Below are 15934 nucleotides of genomic sequence, written 5' to 3'. Positions count from 1 at the left end.
GAATCAAGTCTTTCCGGAGTTCCCCGGTTCAGCCGGGGAACTTCAGTCAGCAGCCGCTGCAACCCCAGGGAGCGCTGTGTCTCGCCGCCTGTTCACCTCGGAGTCCGTCACCGAGGGACACCCCGACAAGATCGCTGACCAGATCAGCGACACCATCCTTGACGCTCTCCTGCGGGAGGACCCGACGTCCCGGGTCGCCGTGGAGACGCTCATCACCACCGGCCAGGTGCACGTGGCCGGCGAGGTGACCACCAAGGCGTACGCGCCGATCGCCCAGCTCGTCCGGGACAAGATCCTGGAGATCGGCTACGACAGCTCCAAGAAGGGCTTCGACGGCGCCTCCTGCGGCGTGTCGGTGTCCATCGGGGCCCAGTCGCCCGACATCGCGCAGGGCGTCGACACCGCGTACGAGGCCCGGGTCGAGGGTGCCTCCCAGGGGGACGACACTGATGATCTGGACAAGCAGGGCGCCGGCGACCAGGGCCTGATGTTCGGCTACGCGTCCGACGAGACGCCCGAGCTCATGCCGCTGCCGATCACCCTGGCGCACCGCCTCTCCCGCCGCCTGACCGAGGTGCGCAAGAACGGGACCATCCCGTACCTGCGCCCCGACGGCAAGACCCAGGTCACCATCGAGTACGACGGCGACAAGGCCGTCCGCCTGGACACCGTGGTCGTCTCCACCCAGCACGCCAGCGACATCGACCTGGAGTCGCTGCTCACCCCGGACATCCGCGAGTTCGTGGTCGAGCCGGAGCTGAAGGCGCTGGCCGAGCAGGGCATCAAGCTGACCACCGAGGGCTACCGCCTGCTGGTCAACCCGACCGGCCGCTTCGAGATCGGCGGCCCGATGGGCGACGCCGGCCTCACCGGCCGCAAGATCATCATCGACACCTACGGCGGCATGGCCCGCCACGGCGGCGGCGCCTTCTCCGGCAAGGACCCGTCCAAGGTGGACCGCTCGGCCGCGTACGCGATGCGCTGGGTGGCGAAGAACATCGTCGCCGCCGGCCTCGCCCGCCGCGCCGAGGTGCAGGTCGCGTACGCGATCGGCAAGGCCGAGCCGGTCGGCCTGTTCGTGGAGACCTTCGGCACCGAGACCGTGCCGGTCCTCAGCATCCAGAAGGCCGTCTCCGAGGTCTTCGACCTGCGCCCGGCCGCGATCATCCGCGACCTGGACCTGCTGCGCCCGATCTACTCCCAGACCGCCGCGTACGGCCACTTCGGCCGTGAGCTGCCGGACTTCACCTGGGAGCGGACCGACCGGGTGGAGCAGCTGAAGGCCGCCGTCCAGGACTGACCCGCGGCTCGTCGCTTCGCCGAGCGGCGCCCGCCCCGTACGGGGGTGGGCGCCGCTTCGTGCGTTGGTGCCGCCGCTTCGTGCGATGGCGCCGCTTCGTGGATTGTCGGTGTGACCTGGTAGTACTTGGTGGCGATGAGCAGCACAGGGGAGAACGGGGCCGGCGAGCCGGAGCAGCTGGCGTTCATCCGGGAGACGGTCAAGCGGGCCAAGCCGCGCAGCTGGCGCGGGGCCAAGCGGGCCGAGCACCTGCCGGTGGCCCGGGTCGTGGTGGACAAGGGCGTGCTCACCATCGACAAGTTCTTCGACTACGAGGTGCCGGCCGCCATGGCCGAGGAGGCCCAGCCCGGTGTCCGGGTCCGGGTGCGGTTCGGGGCGCGGGTGGTGAAGGGCCAGCGCGAGGGCGGGGAACTGCACGACGGGTTCATCGTCGCCCGGCTGGAGAAGAGCGACTTCGCCGGTCCGCTCGCCCCGCTGGCCCAGGTGCTCTCGCCCGAGCCGGTGCTCACCCCGCAGCTGCTGCGGCTGTGCCGGACCGTCGCCGACCGGTACGCCGGCACGCTGGCCGACGTGCTGCAGCTGGCCGTCCCGCCCCGGCACGCCAAGGCCGAGGCCGAACCCTCGCCGCCGCCGCTGCCGCGCCCGGCCGCCCCGGCCCCCGGCGGCTGGCAGCGCTACCCGGCCGGACCCGACTTCCTCGCCTCGCTCGCCGGGGGCGGCGCGCCGCGCGCGGTCTGGTCGGCGCTGCCCGGGCCCGGCTGGCCGTACGAGATCGCCCGGGCGGTCGCCGCGACGCTGGCGGGCGGGCGCGGGGCGCTGGTCGTGCTCCCGGAGGGGCGCTCGGTGGCCCGGGTCGACCAGGCGCTGACCGAGCTGCTCGGCCCCGGGATGCACGTGGCGCTGGAGGCCGACCTCGGCCCGCGCGAGCGCTACAAGCGCTGGCTCGCGGTGAGCCGGGGCTCGGTGCACGCCGTGATCGGGACCAGGGCCACCATGTTCGCGCCGGTCCGGGACCTCGGGCTGGTCGTCGTCTGGTCGGACGGGGACGGCAGCCACAGCGACCCGCGCGCCCCCCACCCGCACGTGCGCGAGGTGGCGCTGCTGCGCGCCGCCGAGGAGGGCGCGGCGGTGCTGCTCGGCGGGCACGCGGTGACGGTGGAGGGCGCGCAGCTGGTCAGCACCGGCTGGGCGCGCCCGCTGGTCGCGGACCGAGAGACGGTGCGGCAGGTCGCGCCCCGGGTGCGCACCGTCACCGACCAGGACCAGCACCGGGACGCCGCCGCCCAGGCCGCCCGGCTCCCCTCGGTGGCCTGGGAGGCCGCCCGGGAGTCGCTGGCCGCCGGGCACCCGGTGCTCATCCAGGTGCCCCGACGCGGCTACGTGCCCCGGCTGGCCTGCGGGCGCTGCCGCACCCCCGCCCGCTGCCGGCGCTGCGAGGGGCCGCTGGAGGCGCCCTCGGCGGACGCCGCGCTGTGCTGCGGCTGGTGCGGGGAGCCGGAGAACGACTGGCACTGCCCCGAGTGCGGGTCCTTCCGGCTGCGGGCCCAGGTGGTCGGCGCCCGGCGGACGGCGGAGGAACTGGGCAAGGCGTTCCCGCGCATCCCGGTGCGGACCTCGGGCCGGGAGGCGGTGCTGACCACGGTGCCGGACGAGCCCTCGCTGGTGATCTCCACGCCCGGCGCGGAGCCGGTGGTGGAGGGCGGCGGCGGGTACGGGGCCGCGCTGCTGCTGGACGGCTGGGCGCTGCTCAGCCGGCCGGACCTGCGGGCGGGGGAGGAGACGCTGCGGCTCTGGCTCGCGGCGGCCGCGCTGGTGCGGCCCTCGACGGAGGGCGGGACGGTGGTCGTGGTCGCCGAGCGCTCGGCCCGTCCGGTGCAGGCGCTGGTGCGCTGGGACCCGCTGGGGCACGCCGGGCTGGAACGGGACGAACGGGCGCAGCTGCACTTCCCGCCGGTGTCCCGGATGGCCTCGGTGAGCGGGAGCCCCGCGGCGGTGGCGGACCTGCTGAACCTGATCCGGCTGCCGGAGGGGGCGGACGTGCTCGGGCCGGTGCCGGTGCCGGCGCTGCGGGGGGAGGAGCAGGAGCGTGCGCTGCTGCGGGTGCCGCCGGGGCAGGGGGCCGCGCTGGCGGGGGCGCTCAAGGCGGCGCAGATCGCGCGGATCGCGCTGCGGACGGCGGAGCCGGTGCGGGTGCGGGTGGATCCGACGGACATCGGCTGAGGGGGCGTGCGGGGGCTCTGGGGCTTCGGGCGGGTTCGGTGGGGGTTCGGCGCGGGCTCGGGGCGGGATCGGTTCGGGTTCGGGGCTGGTGGGCTGCGGGTCGGGGCAGGGGTGTGGGTGTGCCGGGCTTCGGGGCCGGGGGGCCGGTGGGGCGGGGTGAGTGGGCCACCCCGCCCCGGACGGCCCGGCTGCGGCGGCTCGGTCAGCCGCGCAGCGGGATGCCGGGTCGGTCCGCCTGGGAGCGGTCGACGGGGGTGCCGCGGTCGGTCGTGGTGCGGTCCAGCGGGCTGTGGTCGATCGCCGTGCGGTCCAGCGGCGACCGGTCCAACGTCGTGCGGTCCAGCGTCGTGCGGTCCAGCGTTGCACGGTCCAGCGGGGTGCGGTCGATCGCGGAACGGTCCATCGTGGTGCGCTCGAGCGGGGCGCGGTCCAGTGCGGGACGGTCCATCGTGGCGCGCTCCAGCGGGGCGCGGTCCAGGCTGCTGCGGTCCAGGCCGCCCTGGCGGGCCGCCGGGACGGTCGTGGCCAGCCCGGTGCGCTCGGCGCCGGCCGGCAGCTCCTCGGAGCGGTCCGGGCGGCTCTGGCCCGGGACGGCACCGCTCGCGGCGAGGAGTTCGCTGGTCGGACGGCGCATGCCGTAGCGCCGGTGCACCGCCTGCTTGGTGACCCCGAGGGCGGAGCCCACCGAGTCCCAGGAGAAGCCCAGCGCCCGGTCGAACTCGACCGCCGCCGCGACCAGGGTCTCGACGCTCTCCCGCAGCTCCTGCGCCAGGCGCACGGTCGGCGCCGGCGCCCGCCCGTACACCACGAAGCCGGCCGAGGTGCTCGGTCGGCGCGGACGGTAGACGTTGCCCAGTTGAGCGGTGAGCGTCCGCAGCGCGTCGACCTGCCGCCTCACCCGCTCGATGTCCCGCACCAGCAGGTGCAGGCTCGCCCGCGCCCGGGCGTCGTGGTTGATCTGCTCGGCCATGGCCTACGTGCCACCTTCCGTACGGTTCGGCTCGGCCGGACTCGGTGTCCCGTGTGCCCGGCCCCGGTCAATCTCTCTTGACCAACGCCGAATCGGGGGCCGGGGTAACGCGGCTCGGCACAGTCGGCCCGGACCGGCCGCCGATCGGGCCCCGGGGAAGCCCCCGGCGGGCGGCCGCGCGGGTTGCATAGACTGGCGGGTGAACCAGCGGCCGACCGCAGCCCGCGCCCCTACGGACAGGAGCCCGTACCCCGTGGCGATCCAGCCGATCCGTCTCTTCGGAGACCCCGTCCTGCGGTCCACCGCCCAGCCGGTGACCACCTTCGACAAGGAACTGCGCAAGCTGGTCGGCGACCTCACCGACACCATGCTGGACGCCCCCGGCGCCGGCCTCGCCGCGCCCCAACTCGGCGTGTCCCTGCGGGTGTTCACGTACCACGTGGACGGCGTCACCGGGCACCTGATCAACCCGGACCTGTCGCTGAGCGAGGAGGAGCAGGACGGCCCCGAGGGCTGCCTGTCGCTGCCCGGCCTGCGCTACGACACCAGGCGCGCGTACGGCGTGGTGGCCAGGGGCTTCAACATGTACGGCGATCCGGTGACGGTGGAGGGCACCCAGCTGCTCGCCCGGTGCATCCAGCACGAGACCGACCACCTGGACGGCATCGTCTTCATCGACCGGCTCGACCGCGAGCAGCGCAAGGCCGCGCTGAAGGCGATCCGGGAGGCGGACTGGGGCGGCGGGCCCGCTCCGGTGGTCAAGGTCTCGCCGCACAGCACCTTCGGCTCCGCCCGCTGACCTCGGTTTTCTTCTCGCTGGTCTCCTGAACTTCCGTTTGCAGAAAGGCACTTGATGCGTCTCGTCTTCGCCGGCACCCCCGAGGTCGCCGTTCCCGCCCTGGACGCCCTGCTGGCCTCGGACCGGCACGAGGTCGTCGCGGTGGTCACCCGCCCCGACGCCCCGGCCGGGCGCGGGCGCAAGCTGGTGGCCAGCCCCGTCGCCCAGCGCGCCGAGGAGGCCGGGATCGAGGTCCTCAAGCCGGCGAAGCCCAGCGACCCGGACTTCGTCGCCCGGCTCACCGAACTCGCCCCCGACTGCTGCCCGGTGGTCGCCTACGGCGCCCTGCTGCGCCCCGGCACCCTGGAGATCCCCAAGCACGGCTGGGTCAACCTGCACTTCTCGCTGCTGCCCGCCTGGCGCGGCGCGGCCCCGGTCCAGCACGCGGTGCTGGCCGGCGACGAGGTCACCGGCGCGTCCACCTTCCTGATCGAGCGGGGCCTGGACTCCGGCCCGGTCTACGGCGTGATCACCGAGGAGATCCGCCCGACCGACACCAGCGGCGAGCTGCTCACCCGGCTCTCGATCTCCGGCGCGCGGCTGCTCGCGGCCACCATGGACGGCATCGAGGACGGCTCGCTGCACGCCGTGCCGCAGCCGGCCGAGGGCGTCACGCTGGCGCCGAAGATCACCGTCGAGGACGCCCGGATCGACTGGAACCACCCCGCGCTGCGGATCGACCGGGTGGTGCGCGGCTGCGCGCCGGCGCCGGGGGCCTGGACGGAGTTCCGGGGCGAGCGGCTGAAGGTGACCGGGCCGGTCAAGCTGCTGCCGGACTCCACGGAGCTGGCGCCGGGCGAGGTCGCGATGGTGGGCAAGAACAGCGTCCGGGTCGGCACCGGCAGCCACGACGTCGAGCTGGGGGAGGTACGGCCGCAGGGGAAGAAGGAGATGCGGGCCGCCGACTGGGCCCGGGGCGCGCGGCTGGAGGCGGGGGAGCGCTTCGGGGGCTGACGCTCCGGTTTGGCGCTACTGTTCGTTTGAGATCCGTTCGTTTTCGATTTGCCAGTGTTCGTCCGATGTTGTCGATAACCACCGCAGCACCTTGAGGCACCTGTGACCACCCCCAGCGCCCAGCGCGCCCCCCGCCCGCACCGCCGCCCGAAGAAGGACCCGGCCCGGATCGTCGCGTTCCGCGCGCTGCGCGCCGTCGACGAGCGCGACGCGTACGCCAACCTGATCCTGCCCTCGCTGCTCCGCGAGGCCGAGCAGAAGGGCATGGACCGGCGCGACGCGGCCCTCGCCACCGAGCTGGTCTACGGCACCCTGCGCCTGCAGGGCACCTACGACGCGATCATCGCCGCCTGCATCGACCGGCCGCTCAGCAAGGTCGACCCGCCGGTGCTGGACGTGCTCTCGCTCGGCGCGCACCAGCTGCTCACCACCCGCATCCCCAGCCACGCGGCCGTCTCGGCGACCGTCGAGCTGGCCCGGGTGGTGCTCGGCGACGGCAAGGCCAAGTTCGTCAACGCGGTGCTGCGCCGGATCAGCGCCCACGACCTGGACGCCTGGATCGAGCAGGTCGCCCCGCCGTACGACAAGGACGCCGAGGACCACCTGGCGGTCGTGCACTCGCACCCGCGCTGGGTGGTCTCCGCGCTCTGGGACTCGCTCGGCCGCTGGCAGCCGGACGCCTCCGGGCGCACCGCGATGGAGGAGCTGCTGCGGGCCGACAACGAGCGGCCCGAGGTGACCCTGGTCGCCCGCCCCGGCCGCGCCACCGTCGGCGAGCTGGCCGACGCGCTGCCGGAGGCCGAGCCGGGCCGCTGGTCCCCGTTCGCGCTGCGGCTCGCCGAGGGCGGCGACCCGGGCTCGGTCGCGGCGGTGCAGGAGAACCGGGCGGGCGTGCAGGACGAGGGCAGCCAGCTGGTCGCGCTGGCGCTGGCCTCGGCCCCGCTGGACGGGCCGGACCGGCTCTGGCTGGACGGCTGCGCCGGCCCCGGCGGCAAGGCCGCGCTGCTGGGCGCGCTGGCCGCCGAGCGGGGGGCGGCGCTGGTCGCGAGCGAGAAGCAGCCGCACCGCGCCCGGCTGGTGGCGCGGGCGCTGGCGGGCAACCCCGGCCCGTACACCGTGATCGCGGCGGACGGGACGCGCCCGGCCTGGCGGTCCGGCGGCTTCGACCGGGTGCTGGTCGACGTGCCGTGCTCGGGCCTCGGCGCGCTGCGCCGCCGCCCGGAGGCGCGCTGGCGGCGCCGGCCGGCCGACGTGGCGGCCTTCGGGCCGCTCCAGCGGGACCTGCTGCGCTCGGCGATCGAGGCGACCCGGGTCGGCGGCGTGGTCGGCTACGCGACCTGCTCGCCGCACCTCGCGGAGACCCGGGCGGTCGTGGACGACGTGCTGCGGGGCGAGGGCGGCCGGGTCGAGTGGATCGACGCGCGTCCGCTGCTGCCCGGCGTCCCGGCGCTCGGCGACGGGCCGGACGTGCAGCTGTGGCCGCACCTGCACGGGACGGACGCGATGTACCTGGCGCTGCTGCGGCGGACGGCCTGAGGTCGTCGGTCTGATGGTGTTCCGGTGTTGTTCCGGTGCCGCCTTCCCGGTGGGGGAGGCGGCACCGGAACTGCCGTGTGCGGGGGTGGGGTTGACACCGTTTCGGGTGTCGGCTTCCATGGTCCTCGTGTAGCCGCTCGGCTGCATGACTTTGGGGGGCAGGCTTTCGTCGCGTCGAGCGGCGGAGCCGGGGAAGCGACCCCACAAGACATGCGGCGCGATGCGGCTGTTGCGTTTGTGCGGGCTGTGATCCCGGCGGCTGCCCTCCTGGACCCTGGGAGGCGTGCGGTGTCATCGGAGATTCGACGTGCGCAGGACGGACCCGCCGGTTCGTGGGGGGCCGTGCCGGACGGCCGTCGGGCGGGGGCGGACGGCCGCCGGCTCGATCTGGTCGCCCTGTTGGCGATCCTGGCGGTGTGTGCCCTGATCTTTCTGCTGGCCGGGCCGGGGGCGCTTCAGGCGGTCATCGGAGCGGCGGGTGTCCTGTTCGCCGCCTGGCGGGCGCCTCGGCCTTCGGGGACTTCACGGCCTTCGGGGACTTCACGGCTATCGGGGCCTTCGCGGCGGTTCGGGCGGGAGGAGGGCCGTCGGCGCGGGCCCCGGGGGTGAGGCGCGATCGCGGCCGGGGGCGGGGGCTTGCATCTCCCGTAGGGGGAGGTAGCAGGGTGGTGGACATGAACGGCGACACGACGTACACCATCGGTGAGCTGGCCCGGCGGACGGGGCTGACGGTCAAGACCGTCCGCTTCTACTCGGACCAGGGGATCGTGTCGCCGGCCGACCGCAACCCGGCCGGCCATCGGCGGTACGGCACCGACGCCGTCGCGCGCCTGGAACTGGTCCGCACCCTGCGGGAGCTCGGGCTCGGACTGCCCGAGATCCGGCGGGTGGTGGAGCGTGAACTGACGCCGGCCGAGGTCGCCGCCGCGCAGGCGGAGGTGATCGACGTCCAGATCCGGGTGCTGCGGCTGCGGCGGGCGGTGCTCGGGGTGGTGGCCGGACTCGGGTCGACAGCAGAGGAGTTGACGCTCGTGCATCGTTTGGCCCGGCTCACGGAGGACGAACGGGGGCGCCTGATCGGGGAGTTCCTGGCAGGGGTGTTCGGCGGGATCGGAAGCAGGATCGGAAGCGGGATCGGGAGTGGGACCGGGAGTGGCGGGCGGTTCGCCGCCGCGGCGCGCTCGTTGACGCCGGAGCTTCCGGAGGATCCTTCGGTCGAACAGGTCGAGGCCTGGGTGGAGTTGGCGCGGTTGGCGGGGGACGCCGGGTTCCGGGAGCTGCTGCGCGGGCTCGCGGAGGCGGAGGTCGCGGAGGCGGAGGTCGCGGAGGCGGACGCGGTGACGTCGGCGGAGTCTGGTCCGGGGTCTGGTCCGGGGCCGGCCGTGGTGGTGCGGGGCGGTGCGGGTGTGCCGAGGCCCGGACTGGCGGTGGCGGTACGGGAGTTGGCCGGACCGGCGGTCGCGGCCGGGGTGGAGCCGGGGTCGGCGGAGGGGGCGGCCGTCGTCGCGGCGCTGGTGGAGCGGTACGGGCCGTGGTGCGCGGGGGCGGTGCCGGGGGATGCCGGGGCGGTGCGGGACCGGTTGGCGGAGCGGCTGACGGCGATGGCCGACCCGCGGCGGCAGCGGTACCTGGAGCTGCTGGCGGTGGTCAACGACTGGGTCGCGCCGGAGAGTTGGCAGGCCGAGCTGGACTGGGCGGTGCGTGCCGTGGCGTGAGCCCGGCGTGGGGGCCGGGTGTGGGGGCCGTGGGTGGGGCGGACTGTGCGGCTACCGGCGGGCGGACCCGGGGAAGGTGGTGAGGAAGGCGTGGGCCTGGGCGCGGAGGTGGTCGACCGGCGGGTCCTCGCAGATCACCTCCAGGCCGATTCCGGTCGCCCGGCCCAGGTCGTAGTAGGACTGGTAAGCGAGGTACGGGCGGTGGTCGTCGGTGGGGTCGAGGCCGACGGCGAAGGTCGCGAAGTGGGGCTGCGGCTCGCTCTCGGCGGCGGCCGGTCGGGTGCGGGTGAGCTGCCATTCGAACTCGTACGGTTCGGGTTCGGCCGGCAGGTCCAGCAGGGCCTGGGCGAGCCGGCGGACCTCGTCGGGGTTCGCGAAGGGGATCGACTCCGACCAGTAGGGCGCCGAGGCGAGCAGCTCCCAGTCGTCGCCGTTGTGGCCGACAGTCAGGGCCCACTCGCCGTTCCGGTCCTGCCAGCGGCAGCTGATGATCGGCTTCACGGGGATCAACCTCCCTGTGGCGCTGGGTCGTTCGTACCTCCTCATCGTGGCACATCGGGCGGGTCGGGGGCTGGGTCGTCAGGCGTGAGCCGTCCTCGGGCGCGCTGCCACGCTTCCTGGAGCGCGCGGTAGCCGACGACGGTGATGCCCTGCTCGGTGAGCAGCCGGCGGGCCTCGGGGGAGACGAGGAACGCGTGGTCGGTGCGCCGGACGCGCCAACCGTCGTCCGGGTCGCGGGGGTTCGGGCCGGCCAGGCCGGGGTGCAGGGCCCACTCGGTGAGGCCCGGCGGGAGCGCGGCGAGCAGACGGGCGTAGTGGGCGGGCTTGTCCGCCAGGGGGACGGTGAAGCTGTCGAGGAAGCCGTGGTCCACCACCGGCAGGCCGCGCCCGCGCATCCGGGCCAGTGCGGTCGGCAGCCAGACCCGCACCGCCAGGCCGTACTCGGCGCCGAGGGCGAGGGTGAGGTCGAGGATGTCCTCGCGGCCGCCGTCGGCCAGGCAGTGGAAGTCGAGGTGGGTCGGGGCGAGGCCGGCCGCCGCCACCGCGTCGATCTGGGCGCGGAACTCGCGCTCGACCTCGTCGAGTCGGGCCCGGGCGAGCAGTTCGGCGCGTCCGGCGGGGGTGGGGGCGAAGAGCTCGCCGGCGGCGTCGAGGAGGGAGGGCACCCGGTCGCGGGCGGCGAGCGGGCCCCAGCGGCGCGCCGCAGACTCGCAGACCAGGGTGAGGTGGACACCGAAGGGGACCTCCGGGTGCCGGTGCAGCAGGCGGAGCGCGTGCGGTGCGGCGGCGCAGGGCGTCATCAGGCTGCAGGAGGCGGCGATGCCGTTCCGGACGGCGTCGATCACGGCGAGGTTGGCGGACTCGGTCAGGCCGAGGTCGTCGCAGTTGAGCAGCAGGAGGCGGGCGTCGGGCGGGTGGCCGAGGAGGTGGTTGGCGGTGGCGGCGTTTGCGGATGGGGGCTGGGGTCGGGGTGCGGGGGTGGCGTCGGCTGCGGGCACGGGTGCAGTCTGGCCCGGCGGCGGGGGTGGGCGCGCGGGGTTTTCCGGGGCGCGCGCTCGGGCGGGGCGTGGGCGGGCAGGAGGTGACGGGCGGGCCGGTCAGTCGGCGTCGGGGGCGGGGTGCCAGGGGCGGTCGGGGCGGGTCCGGACCGGGGCGGAGGTGAGGCGCAGCGCGTACACCTCGCGGTCGGTCGCCTCGTACGGGACCTGGCCGAGGTACTCGTGGCCGGTCAGGTGGCACCAGGCGGGGAGGTCGAGCGGGGCTGCGGGGTCGGTGGTGTGGATGTGGACCACCGCGCCGGCCGGGAGGTGTGCGATCCGGGCGCGCAGCTTCAGCAGGAGCTGGACGCAGAGCAGGCCGGTGCCGTCGATGGTGAGGTCGGGGGACTGGGCGGGGGTGGCGGCGCCGGGCTCGGCGGCCTCGGGGGCGGGGACCTCGGGGGTGGCGGTGTCGGGGGCGGTCATCGGGGCGTCTCCTGGGTGATGCGCCAGAGGCGGCGGGGCAGTTCGCCCTCCTCGAAGGGGTGGACCTCGGTCAGGTGCCAGCCGTCGGCGAGCTCGTCCACCAGCTCGCGGGGGAAGAAGTGGACGGCGAAGCCGCCGTGCTCCCAGATGTCGTCCCCGTGGCCGGTGCCGGCGCCGTAGTGGGCGTCGCCGGTGTGGCGGACGGTGTAGACGAAGGTGCCGCCCGGGCGCAGGACCCGGCGGACCTCGGCGACGAGTGCCTCGATCTCCTCGGTGGAGAGCGCCATGCAGAGCAGCATGTGGGCGAAGACCGCGTCGACGGAGGCGTCGGGGAGGGGCAGCGGCTCGCGGACGTCGTGGGTGAGGACGGAGAGCCGGTCGGCGAGGCCCTGCTCCGCGGCGGCGGCGCGCAACTGGTCCAGGCCCGTCGGGCTGAAGTCGGCGGCCAGCACGCGGAAGCCCGTACGGGCGAAGTGCAGGGCGTCCCGGCCGTGACCGGCACCGAGTTCCAGCACCTCCCGGGCCCCGGCGGCGGTGAACGCCTCGGCGGCGTACTCGGCGGGGGCGGAGGGCCGCTCGCCGTACATCCCGGGGTTGGCGGTGTAGGTCTGCTGCCAGTGCGTGCGTTGGGTGTCGGCGAGGGTGTGCCGTGAGCCGGGCCCGGTGCCGGGGGTGTCGGTCATGGTGCTGCCCTTCGCGGGGGTGCGGGTGGTGCGGGTGGTGCGGTCGTTCGGGGCCAGCCTAGGAGGTGGGGCCGGGCGGCGGGTGGGGCGGGGGTGTGCGTGCGGGGATGCGGCAGGGCGGGTGCGGGGAGGGGCGGCTCAGCTGAGGCGCTGGCCGGGGGCGGTGCCGCCGAGGCGGGTGAGGAGGGCGGACAGCAGGCCGAGGTCCTCGACGCTCCACTGCTCGGCCGCGAAATGGTCGGCGGCGACCTGGCGGGCGGTGTGCAGCATCTCGGCGAGCCGCTCGCGGCCGGTCGGGGTGAGGGCGGCGTAGGCGACCCGGGCGTCGCGGGCGGCGGACTCGCGGGCGACCAGGCCGATCCGCTCCAGCGGCGCGAGGCCACGGGTCACGCCGGAGGCCGTCAGCCCGAGGGCTTCGGCGAGGTCGACCCGGCGCATCCGGGCTCCGGGGGCCTGGGAGAGGTGGAGCAGCACGGTGAAGTCGGCCAGGCTGACTCCGTGCAGGCCGCTGAGGCTCGCGTCGAAGCGCTTGACCACGGCGGTCTGGGCGCGGACCAGCCGCAGGGCGGTGTCCAGCGGGTCGGGGCCGGGGCCGGCGGGGGCCGGTGCGGTCGCGGCTCGTTCCACCTGCGGCTCCTGTTCCGGCCGTGCTGCTGACCGGGTTCCTGGCTGCTCTGTCATTGCCACCTCCTTGACTGCTCAAGTATATCCCTAGGGAGAGCCGTCAAGGAGGTGGCAGAGGGGGAGGGGGAGGGTCAGTACCCGGTGCCGGCGGCGCGGCGCTGACGCTTGCCGAGCGGTGCCTGCGAGAGGTCCTCGGCCTGGGAGCGGAGGTTCTTGTAGCCGTAGCCGCGTTCGGCGAGCCAGTTCTGCGCCGACTGCTCGGCCCGCTCGGTGGCCTCCAGGATGTCCTCCTCGGCCTCGCCCTCGTCGAGGAAGCGGAAGGTGAAGGCGGCCCGCGCGGAGAGGTCGTAGCTGAGGTGGCCCTCGCGGTTGAAGGCGGCGTGCAGCACGTCGTGCTCGGGTGCGGCGGCGAGCAGGTCGGCGCGCTGTTCGTCGGTCAGGCCGTCGAAGACACCGCGCACCATGATGCGGAAGGTTCGAATGGTCATCCCCCGACCATAGGCAGCGCGGGCCACTGACCGCCAATGCGATTCCGGACGCAGGGTGCGGAACCGTACGGGAGGCCGGCGGGGCGCGGGGCGTGATCACGGGGCGCGGGGTGTGGTCAGGTGGGCTTCGGTGGTCGTGGCAGTCCTTTCAGGCGGGGGTGAGTGCTACCGCGAGACCGTCCGCGTAGCGGGTGAGTCGGTCCAGCTCGGAGCCTCCTCGGGCGCGCCGGAAGCCGTGCCGTCGGCCCCAGAACGCGGCCTGGACAGCGTGGAGTTGGAGCCAGCGGCGGGTGCGTTCGCGGTCCAGCTCGGCGGCCTCGGCGAAGACGTCGAGCGCGCGGAGGAGGGCGCGGTGCACGTCCGTCGCGCCGAGCAGGGTCAGGGCGTGCACCTTGAGGAAGGTGCCGCCGTCGTAGGCGCGGTCCCCCACGTAGCCCTTGGGGTCCACCGCCAGCCAGGGCTCGCGCTCCGCCCGGAGGATGTTGCGGGGGTGGAGGTCGCCGTGGACGAGCACCTCCGGCTGGTCGCGGGCGAGTTCGCGGACGGTCGCGAGGGCGGCCTCCACCGTACGGGCCGGCAGGGGGTGGGGCAGGGACGCGGCGTCCGTGCGAAGAGCAGCCTCCCAGCCTGCCGCCTGCTCGCTCAGCCGGGGCAGGCCCGGAGCCGCCGGGACGGCGAGCCGACGGCTGAGCCGCCCGGCGACCGTCAGTACCTCGTCGCCGTCCCGGACCTCCGCCAGCGTGGTGGGGCTCGCCCGCTCGAGCAGCATCGCGAAGCGCTCGTCGTCCCGTTCGTACAGCCGGACGGCGCCCCGGCCCGCCCACACCGTGAAGGCGTCCGGCTCGTGCACGTTGCCGGGGTGGGGGAAGGAGACCTTCAGCACGGCCTCGCGCCCCGACGCCTGCCGGACCGGGAGGATCAGGCCGACGCCGCCGTGGGTGGCCGCGCCGTCCGGCACGCAGCCCCAGCGGTCCAGCAGTTCGGCGGTGAGGCCGGGGAGTTCGGCGATCCAGGCGGCGCCGGGGGCTCCCTCGCGGTCGACGGTGGTACGGGCGAGCCCGTCGGGGACGATGATCATGCAGGCTCCTTTCGGGTGGTTGGGTGGTCGTTGGCCCGGTCGATTCAGGGGGCGAAGGGGCCGAAGGCGGTGACGGCGAGGCGGAGCGCCGGTGCCGGGGTGCCGCCGCCGGTGCCGACGGAGTAGACCAGTCGCCTGCGCAGGTCGGGCGTGGTGAAGAAGCCGTCGGAGTACCCGAGGTCGTGCCCCGTCTTGCCCCAGAGTGCCGTGCCGTCCTCGAGGGGGATGGTCATCAGCCCGGCGCTGTAGCAGGCCCGCCCCTTGTCCGGGCCGAACCGGCACTCCCCCGCCCCACGGACGGGCAGCAGCCGGCCGGAGGCGTCCCGCGGCAGGGTGAGCAGGTCGTGCAGCTGCTGGGGTGGCAGGAGTTCGCCGTCCAGCAGGGCGCGCAGGAAGCGGTCCAGGTCGGCCGGGGTCGACACCATCGACTCCGGGTTGCCGCCCTGTTCGGAGACGTCCGTCGGGACGTCGGCGTTGTCGGGGAAGTAGCCGGCGAGGTGGGGATCGGGCATGGAGGGCCTGCCCTCCGTCACCTCGGTGTGCCGCAGGCCGAGCGGCTTCAGGATGCGGGCCGTCACCTCCTCCCTGATCGTGTGTCCGGTCACCTGCTCGACGATCCGGCCCGCCAGCCGGTAGTTGAAGTTGTTGTACTCCTGCTCGGTGCCCGGATCGAAGGCCGGGCCGGCCTCGGGCAGGCCCTTCTCCGGGTGGGGCCGCAGCGTCCGTTGGATGACCTGGTCGAGCGTCTCGATCGCGAACCGGTGGGCGATCAGGCCGTCGCGGTCGCCGTCCTCGACCTCCGGGCCCTCGACGGCCTGCGGCAGCCCGCTGGTGTGGTCGAGGAGTTGGCGGACGGTGATCGGCAGCGTGAAGCTCGCGGGCAGGGTGCCGGGCAGGTACTGCTGGACGGTGCCGTCCAGGGAGATCCGCTGTTCGGCGGCGAGTTGGAGCAGCACCGCGGCGACGAAGGTCTTGTTGATGCTGCCGATCCGGAACGCCGCGTTCGGTGCCACCGGCCGCCCGCTCACCGGATCGCCGGCGCTGCCGCGCCAGACCGCTCCGTCGACCGTCACCCGGGCGACCGTGCCTGCCGCCGGATCTCCCGGCCGGGCGGCGATCGCGGCGTCGAGGACGGCCGGACCGGGACCGGTGGGTGCCGCCCGGCCGTAGGCGGGTGCGGCCGGCGCGGCTGCGAGGAGCAGGGCGGCGAGGCCGAGTCCGAGTGCGAGGGCGGCGGGTTTGGTGACGGCCATGGGCGCTCCGGTGCCGAAGGGGCGGGTGTGGGGCGGACAGGACCGCCACCCTGGAGAACACGAAGCTGACGATCATTCAGTTGCACCTCGCCGGTGCGGAGGTGGGTGGCTCGGCGGCAGAACACGGTGGGGTCTCCCTTCTGCGGCGGCCCGGGTGGCCGCCGTCGCGGTGACTCCAAGATTGATCGACCGGACCCCGTTCGCACATGTGCCGATCGGCAGGAATCCCGAGGCACCGACCGGGCGGGTTCGAGCTCAGCCCAGTCCGGAGCCGTAGCGGCCGGCGGTGTTGCGCAGGGCGAGCCCGGTGG

The 15934-nt window shown here is 74.9% G+C and carries 14 protein-coding genes and 1 pseudogene; 6 read left to right on the top strand and 9 right to left on the bottom strand.

Translation table 11 applies throughout. From position 1 onward, the window contains the following. Nucleotides 1-76: 76 nt before the first annotated feature. Together metK and ABZW03_RS05305 are read left to right on the top strand one after the other, a co-directional pair. Entirely contained in the window at nucleotides 77-1300 is a 1224-nt protein-coding gene (gene metK / locus ABZW03_RS05310) for a methionine adenosyltransferase (RefSeq protein ID WP_355252524.1), read from the top strand. A 135-nt stretch (nucleotides 1301-1435) separates the two neighbouring features. After that, nucleotides 1436-3520, top strand: coding sequence for a primosomal protein N' (locus tag ABZW03_RS05305; protein ID WP_355252521.1), 2085 nt, complete (start codon nucleotides 1436-1438; stop codon nucleotides 3518-3520). A 613-nt stretch (nucleotides 3521-4133) separates the two neighbouring features. Here the strand turns inward: ABZW03_RS05305 and ABZW03_RS05300 are convergent. Next, nucleotides 4134-4490: pseudogene (locus ABZW03_RS05300) on the bottom strand (hypothetical protein); the annotation flags it as partial. 253 nt (nucleotides 4491-4743) lie between these two features. Between ABZW03_RS05300 and def the strand changes: the two are divergent. The 4 genes from def (at nucleotide 4744) to ABZW03_RS05280 (ending at nucleotide 9533) form a co-directional block, all read left to right on the top strand. Then, nucleotides 4744-5289, top strand: coding sequence for a peptide deformylase (gene def / locus ABZW03_RS05295; RefSeq protein WP_355252518.1), 546 nt, complete (start codon nucleotides 4744-4746; stop codon nucleotides 5287-5289). Nucleotides 5290-5343: 54 nt separating this feature from the next. Further along, nucleotides 5344-6282, top strand: coding sequence for a methionyl-tRNA formyltransferase (gene fmt, locus ABZW03_RS05290; protein ID WP_355252515.1), 939 nt, complete (start codon nucleotides 5344-5346; stop codon nucleotides 6280-6282). A 102-nt stretch (nucleotides 6283-6384) separates the two neighbouring features. Continuing rightward, nucleotides 6385-7818: a transcription antitermination factor NusB gene (locus ABZW03_RS05285; protein ID WP_355252512.1), complete on the top strand. Its 1434-nt coding sequence runs from the start codon at nucleotides 6385-6387 to the stop codon at nucleotides 7816-7818. 674 nt (nucleotides 7819-8492) lie between these two features. Next, the gene (locus ABZW03_RS05280) at nucleotides 8493-9533 is read left to right on the top strand and encodes a MerR family transcriptional regulator (RefSeq protein ID WP_355252510.1); all 1041 of its coding nucleotides are present in this window, start codon (nucleotides 8493-8495) and stop codon (nucleotides 9531-9533) included. A 51-nt stretch (nucleotides 9534-9584) separates the two neighbouring features. Here ABZW03_RS05280 and ABZW03_RS05275 read toward each other — a convergent pair whose 3' ends face one another. The 8 genes from ABZW03_RS05275 to ABZW03_RS05240 form a co-directional block, all read right to left on the bottom strand. After that, a complete protein-coding gene (locus tag ABZW03_RS05275) occupies nucleotides 9585-10034 on the bottom strand; it encodes a hypothetical protein (RefSeq protein WP_355252507.1) in 450 nt (149 codons plus the stop codon). Nucleotides 10035-10075: 41 nt separating this feature from the next. Continuing rightward, on the bottom strand, nucleotides 10076-11032 hold the full coding sequence (locus tag ABZW03_RS05270) for a polysaccharide deacetylase family protein (RefSeq protein WP_355252504.1): 957 nt from the start codon (nucleotides 11030-11032) through the stop codon (nucleotides 10076-10078). A gap of 99 nt (nucleotides 11033-11131) precedes the next feature. Continuing rightward, nucleotides 11132-11497: a sulfurtransferase TusA family protein gene (locus ABZW03_RS05265; RefSeq protein ID WP_355252502.1), complete on the bottom strand. Its 366-nt coding sequence runs from the start codon at nucleotides 11495-11497 to the stop codon at nucleotides 11132-11134. Beyond that, on the bottom strand, nucleotides 11494-12180 hold the full coding sequence (locus ABZW03_RS05260; protein WP_355252499.1) for a class I SAM-dependent methyltransferase: 687 nt from the start codon (nucleotides 12178-12180) through the stop codon (nucleotides 11494-11496). Before ABZW03_RS05260 ends, ABZW03_RS05265 begins: the two co-directional genes overlap by 4 nt. 138 nt (nucleotides 12181-12318) lie before the next feature. Continuing rightward, on the bottom strand, nucleotides 12319-12807 hold the full coding sequence (locus tag ABZW03_RS05255) for a MarR family transcriptional regulator (protein WP_355252496.1): 489 nt from the start codon (nucleotides 12805-12807) through the stop codon (nucleotides 12319-12321). Nucleotides 12808-12935: 128 nt separating this feature from the next. Further along, nucleotides 12936-13292, bottom strand: coding sequence for a DUF6204 family protein (locus ABZW03_RS05250; protein ID WP_355252494.1), 357 nt, complete (start codon nucleotides 13290-13292; stop codon nucleotides 12936-12938). A gap of 148 nt (nucleotides 13293-13440) precedes the next feature. Beyond that, nucleotides 13441-14370, bottom strand: a complete 930-nt coding sequence (locus ABZW03_RS05245; RefSeq protein WP_355252491.1) for an aminoglycoside phosphotransferase family protein — start codon at nucleotides 14368-14370, stop codon at nucleotides 13441-13443. A gap of 44 nt (nucleotides 14371-14414) precedes the next feature. Then, nucleotides 14415-15623 carry a serine hydrolase domain-containing protein gene (locus tag ABZW03_RS05240; RefSeq protein WP_355252488.1) on the bottom strand — a complete coding sequence of 403 codons (1209 nt, stop codon included), beginning with the start codon at nucleotides 15621-15623 and terminating at the stop codon, nucleotides 14415-14417. Nucleotides 15624-15934 lie beyond the last annotated feature (311 nt).

The sequence above is a fragment of the Kitasatospora sp. NPDC004799 genome, from assembly GCF_040609095.1.
Classification (GTDB): domain Bacteria; phylum Actinomycetota; class Actinomycetes; order Streptomycetales; family Streptomycetaceae; genus Kitasatospora.
Note: the sequence above shows the minus strand (reverse complement) of the source record. Positions and strands in the feature narration are given on the sequence as shown.

What these genes read in the sequence shown, in the direction of transcription:
- ABZW03_RS05305 (WP_355252521.1), top strand. Translation starts at nt 1,436, where the DNA reads ATGAGCAGCACAGGGGAGAACGGGGCCGGCGAGCCGGAGCAGCTGGCG.
- ABZW03_RS05280 (WP_355252510.1), top strand. Translation starts at nt 8,493, where the DNA reads ATGAACGGCGACACGACGTACACCATCGGTGAGCTGGCCCGGCGGACG.
- ABZW03_RS05260 (WP_355252499.1), bottom strand. Translation starts at nt 12,180, where the DNA reads ATGACCGACACCCCCGGCACCGGGCCCGGCTCACGGCACACCCTCGCC.
- fmt (WP_355252515.1), top strand. Translation starts at nt 5,344, where the DNA reads ATGCGTCTCGTCTTCGCCGGCACCCCCGAGGTCGCCGTTCCCGCCCTG.
- ABZW03_RS05250 (WP_355252494.1), bottom strand. Translation starts at nt 13,292, where the DNA reads ATGACCATTCGAACCTTCCGCATCATGGTGCGCGGTGTCTTCGACGGC.
- ABZW03_RS05245 (WP_355252491.1), bottom strand. Translation starts at nt 14,370, where the DNA reads ATGATCATCGTCCCCGACGGGCTCGCCCGTACCACCGTCGACCGCGAG.
- ABZW03_RS05240 (WP_355252488.1), bottom strand. Translation starts at nt 15,623, where the DNA reads ATGGCCGTCACCAAACCCGCCGCCCTCGCACTCGGACTCGGCCTCGCC.
- ABZW03_RS05265 (WP_355252502.1), bottom strand. Translation starts at nt 11,497, where the DNA reads ATGACCGCCCCCGACACCGCCACCCCCGAGGTCCCCGCCCCCGAGGCC.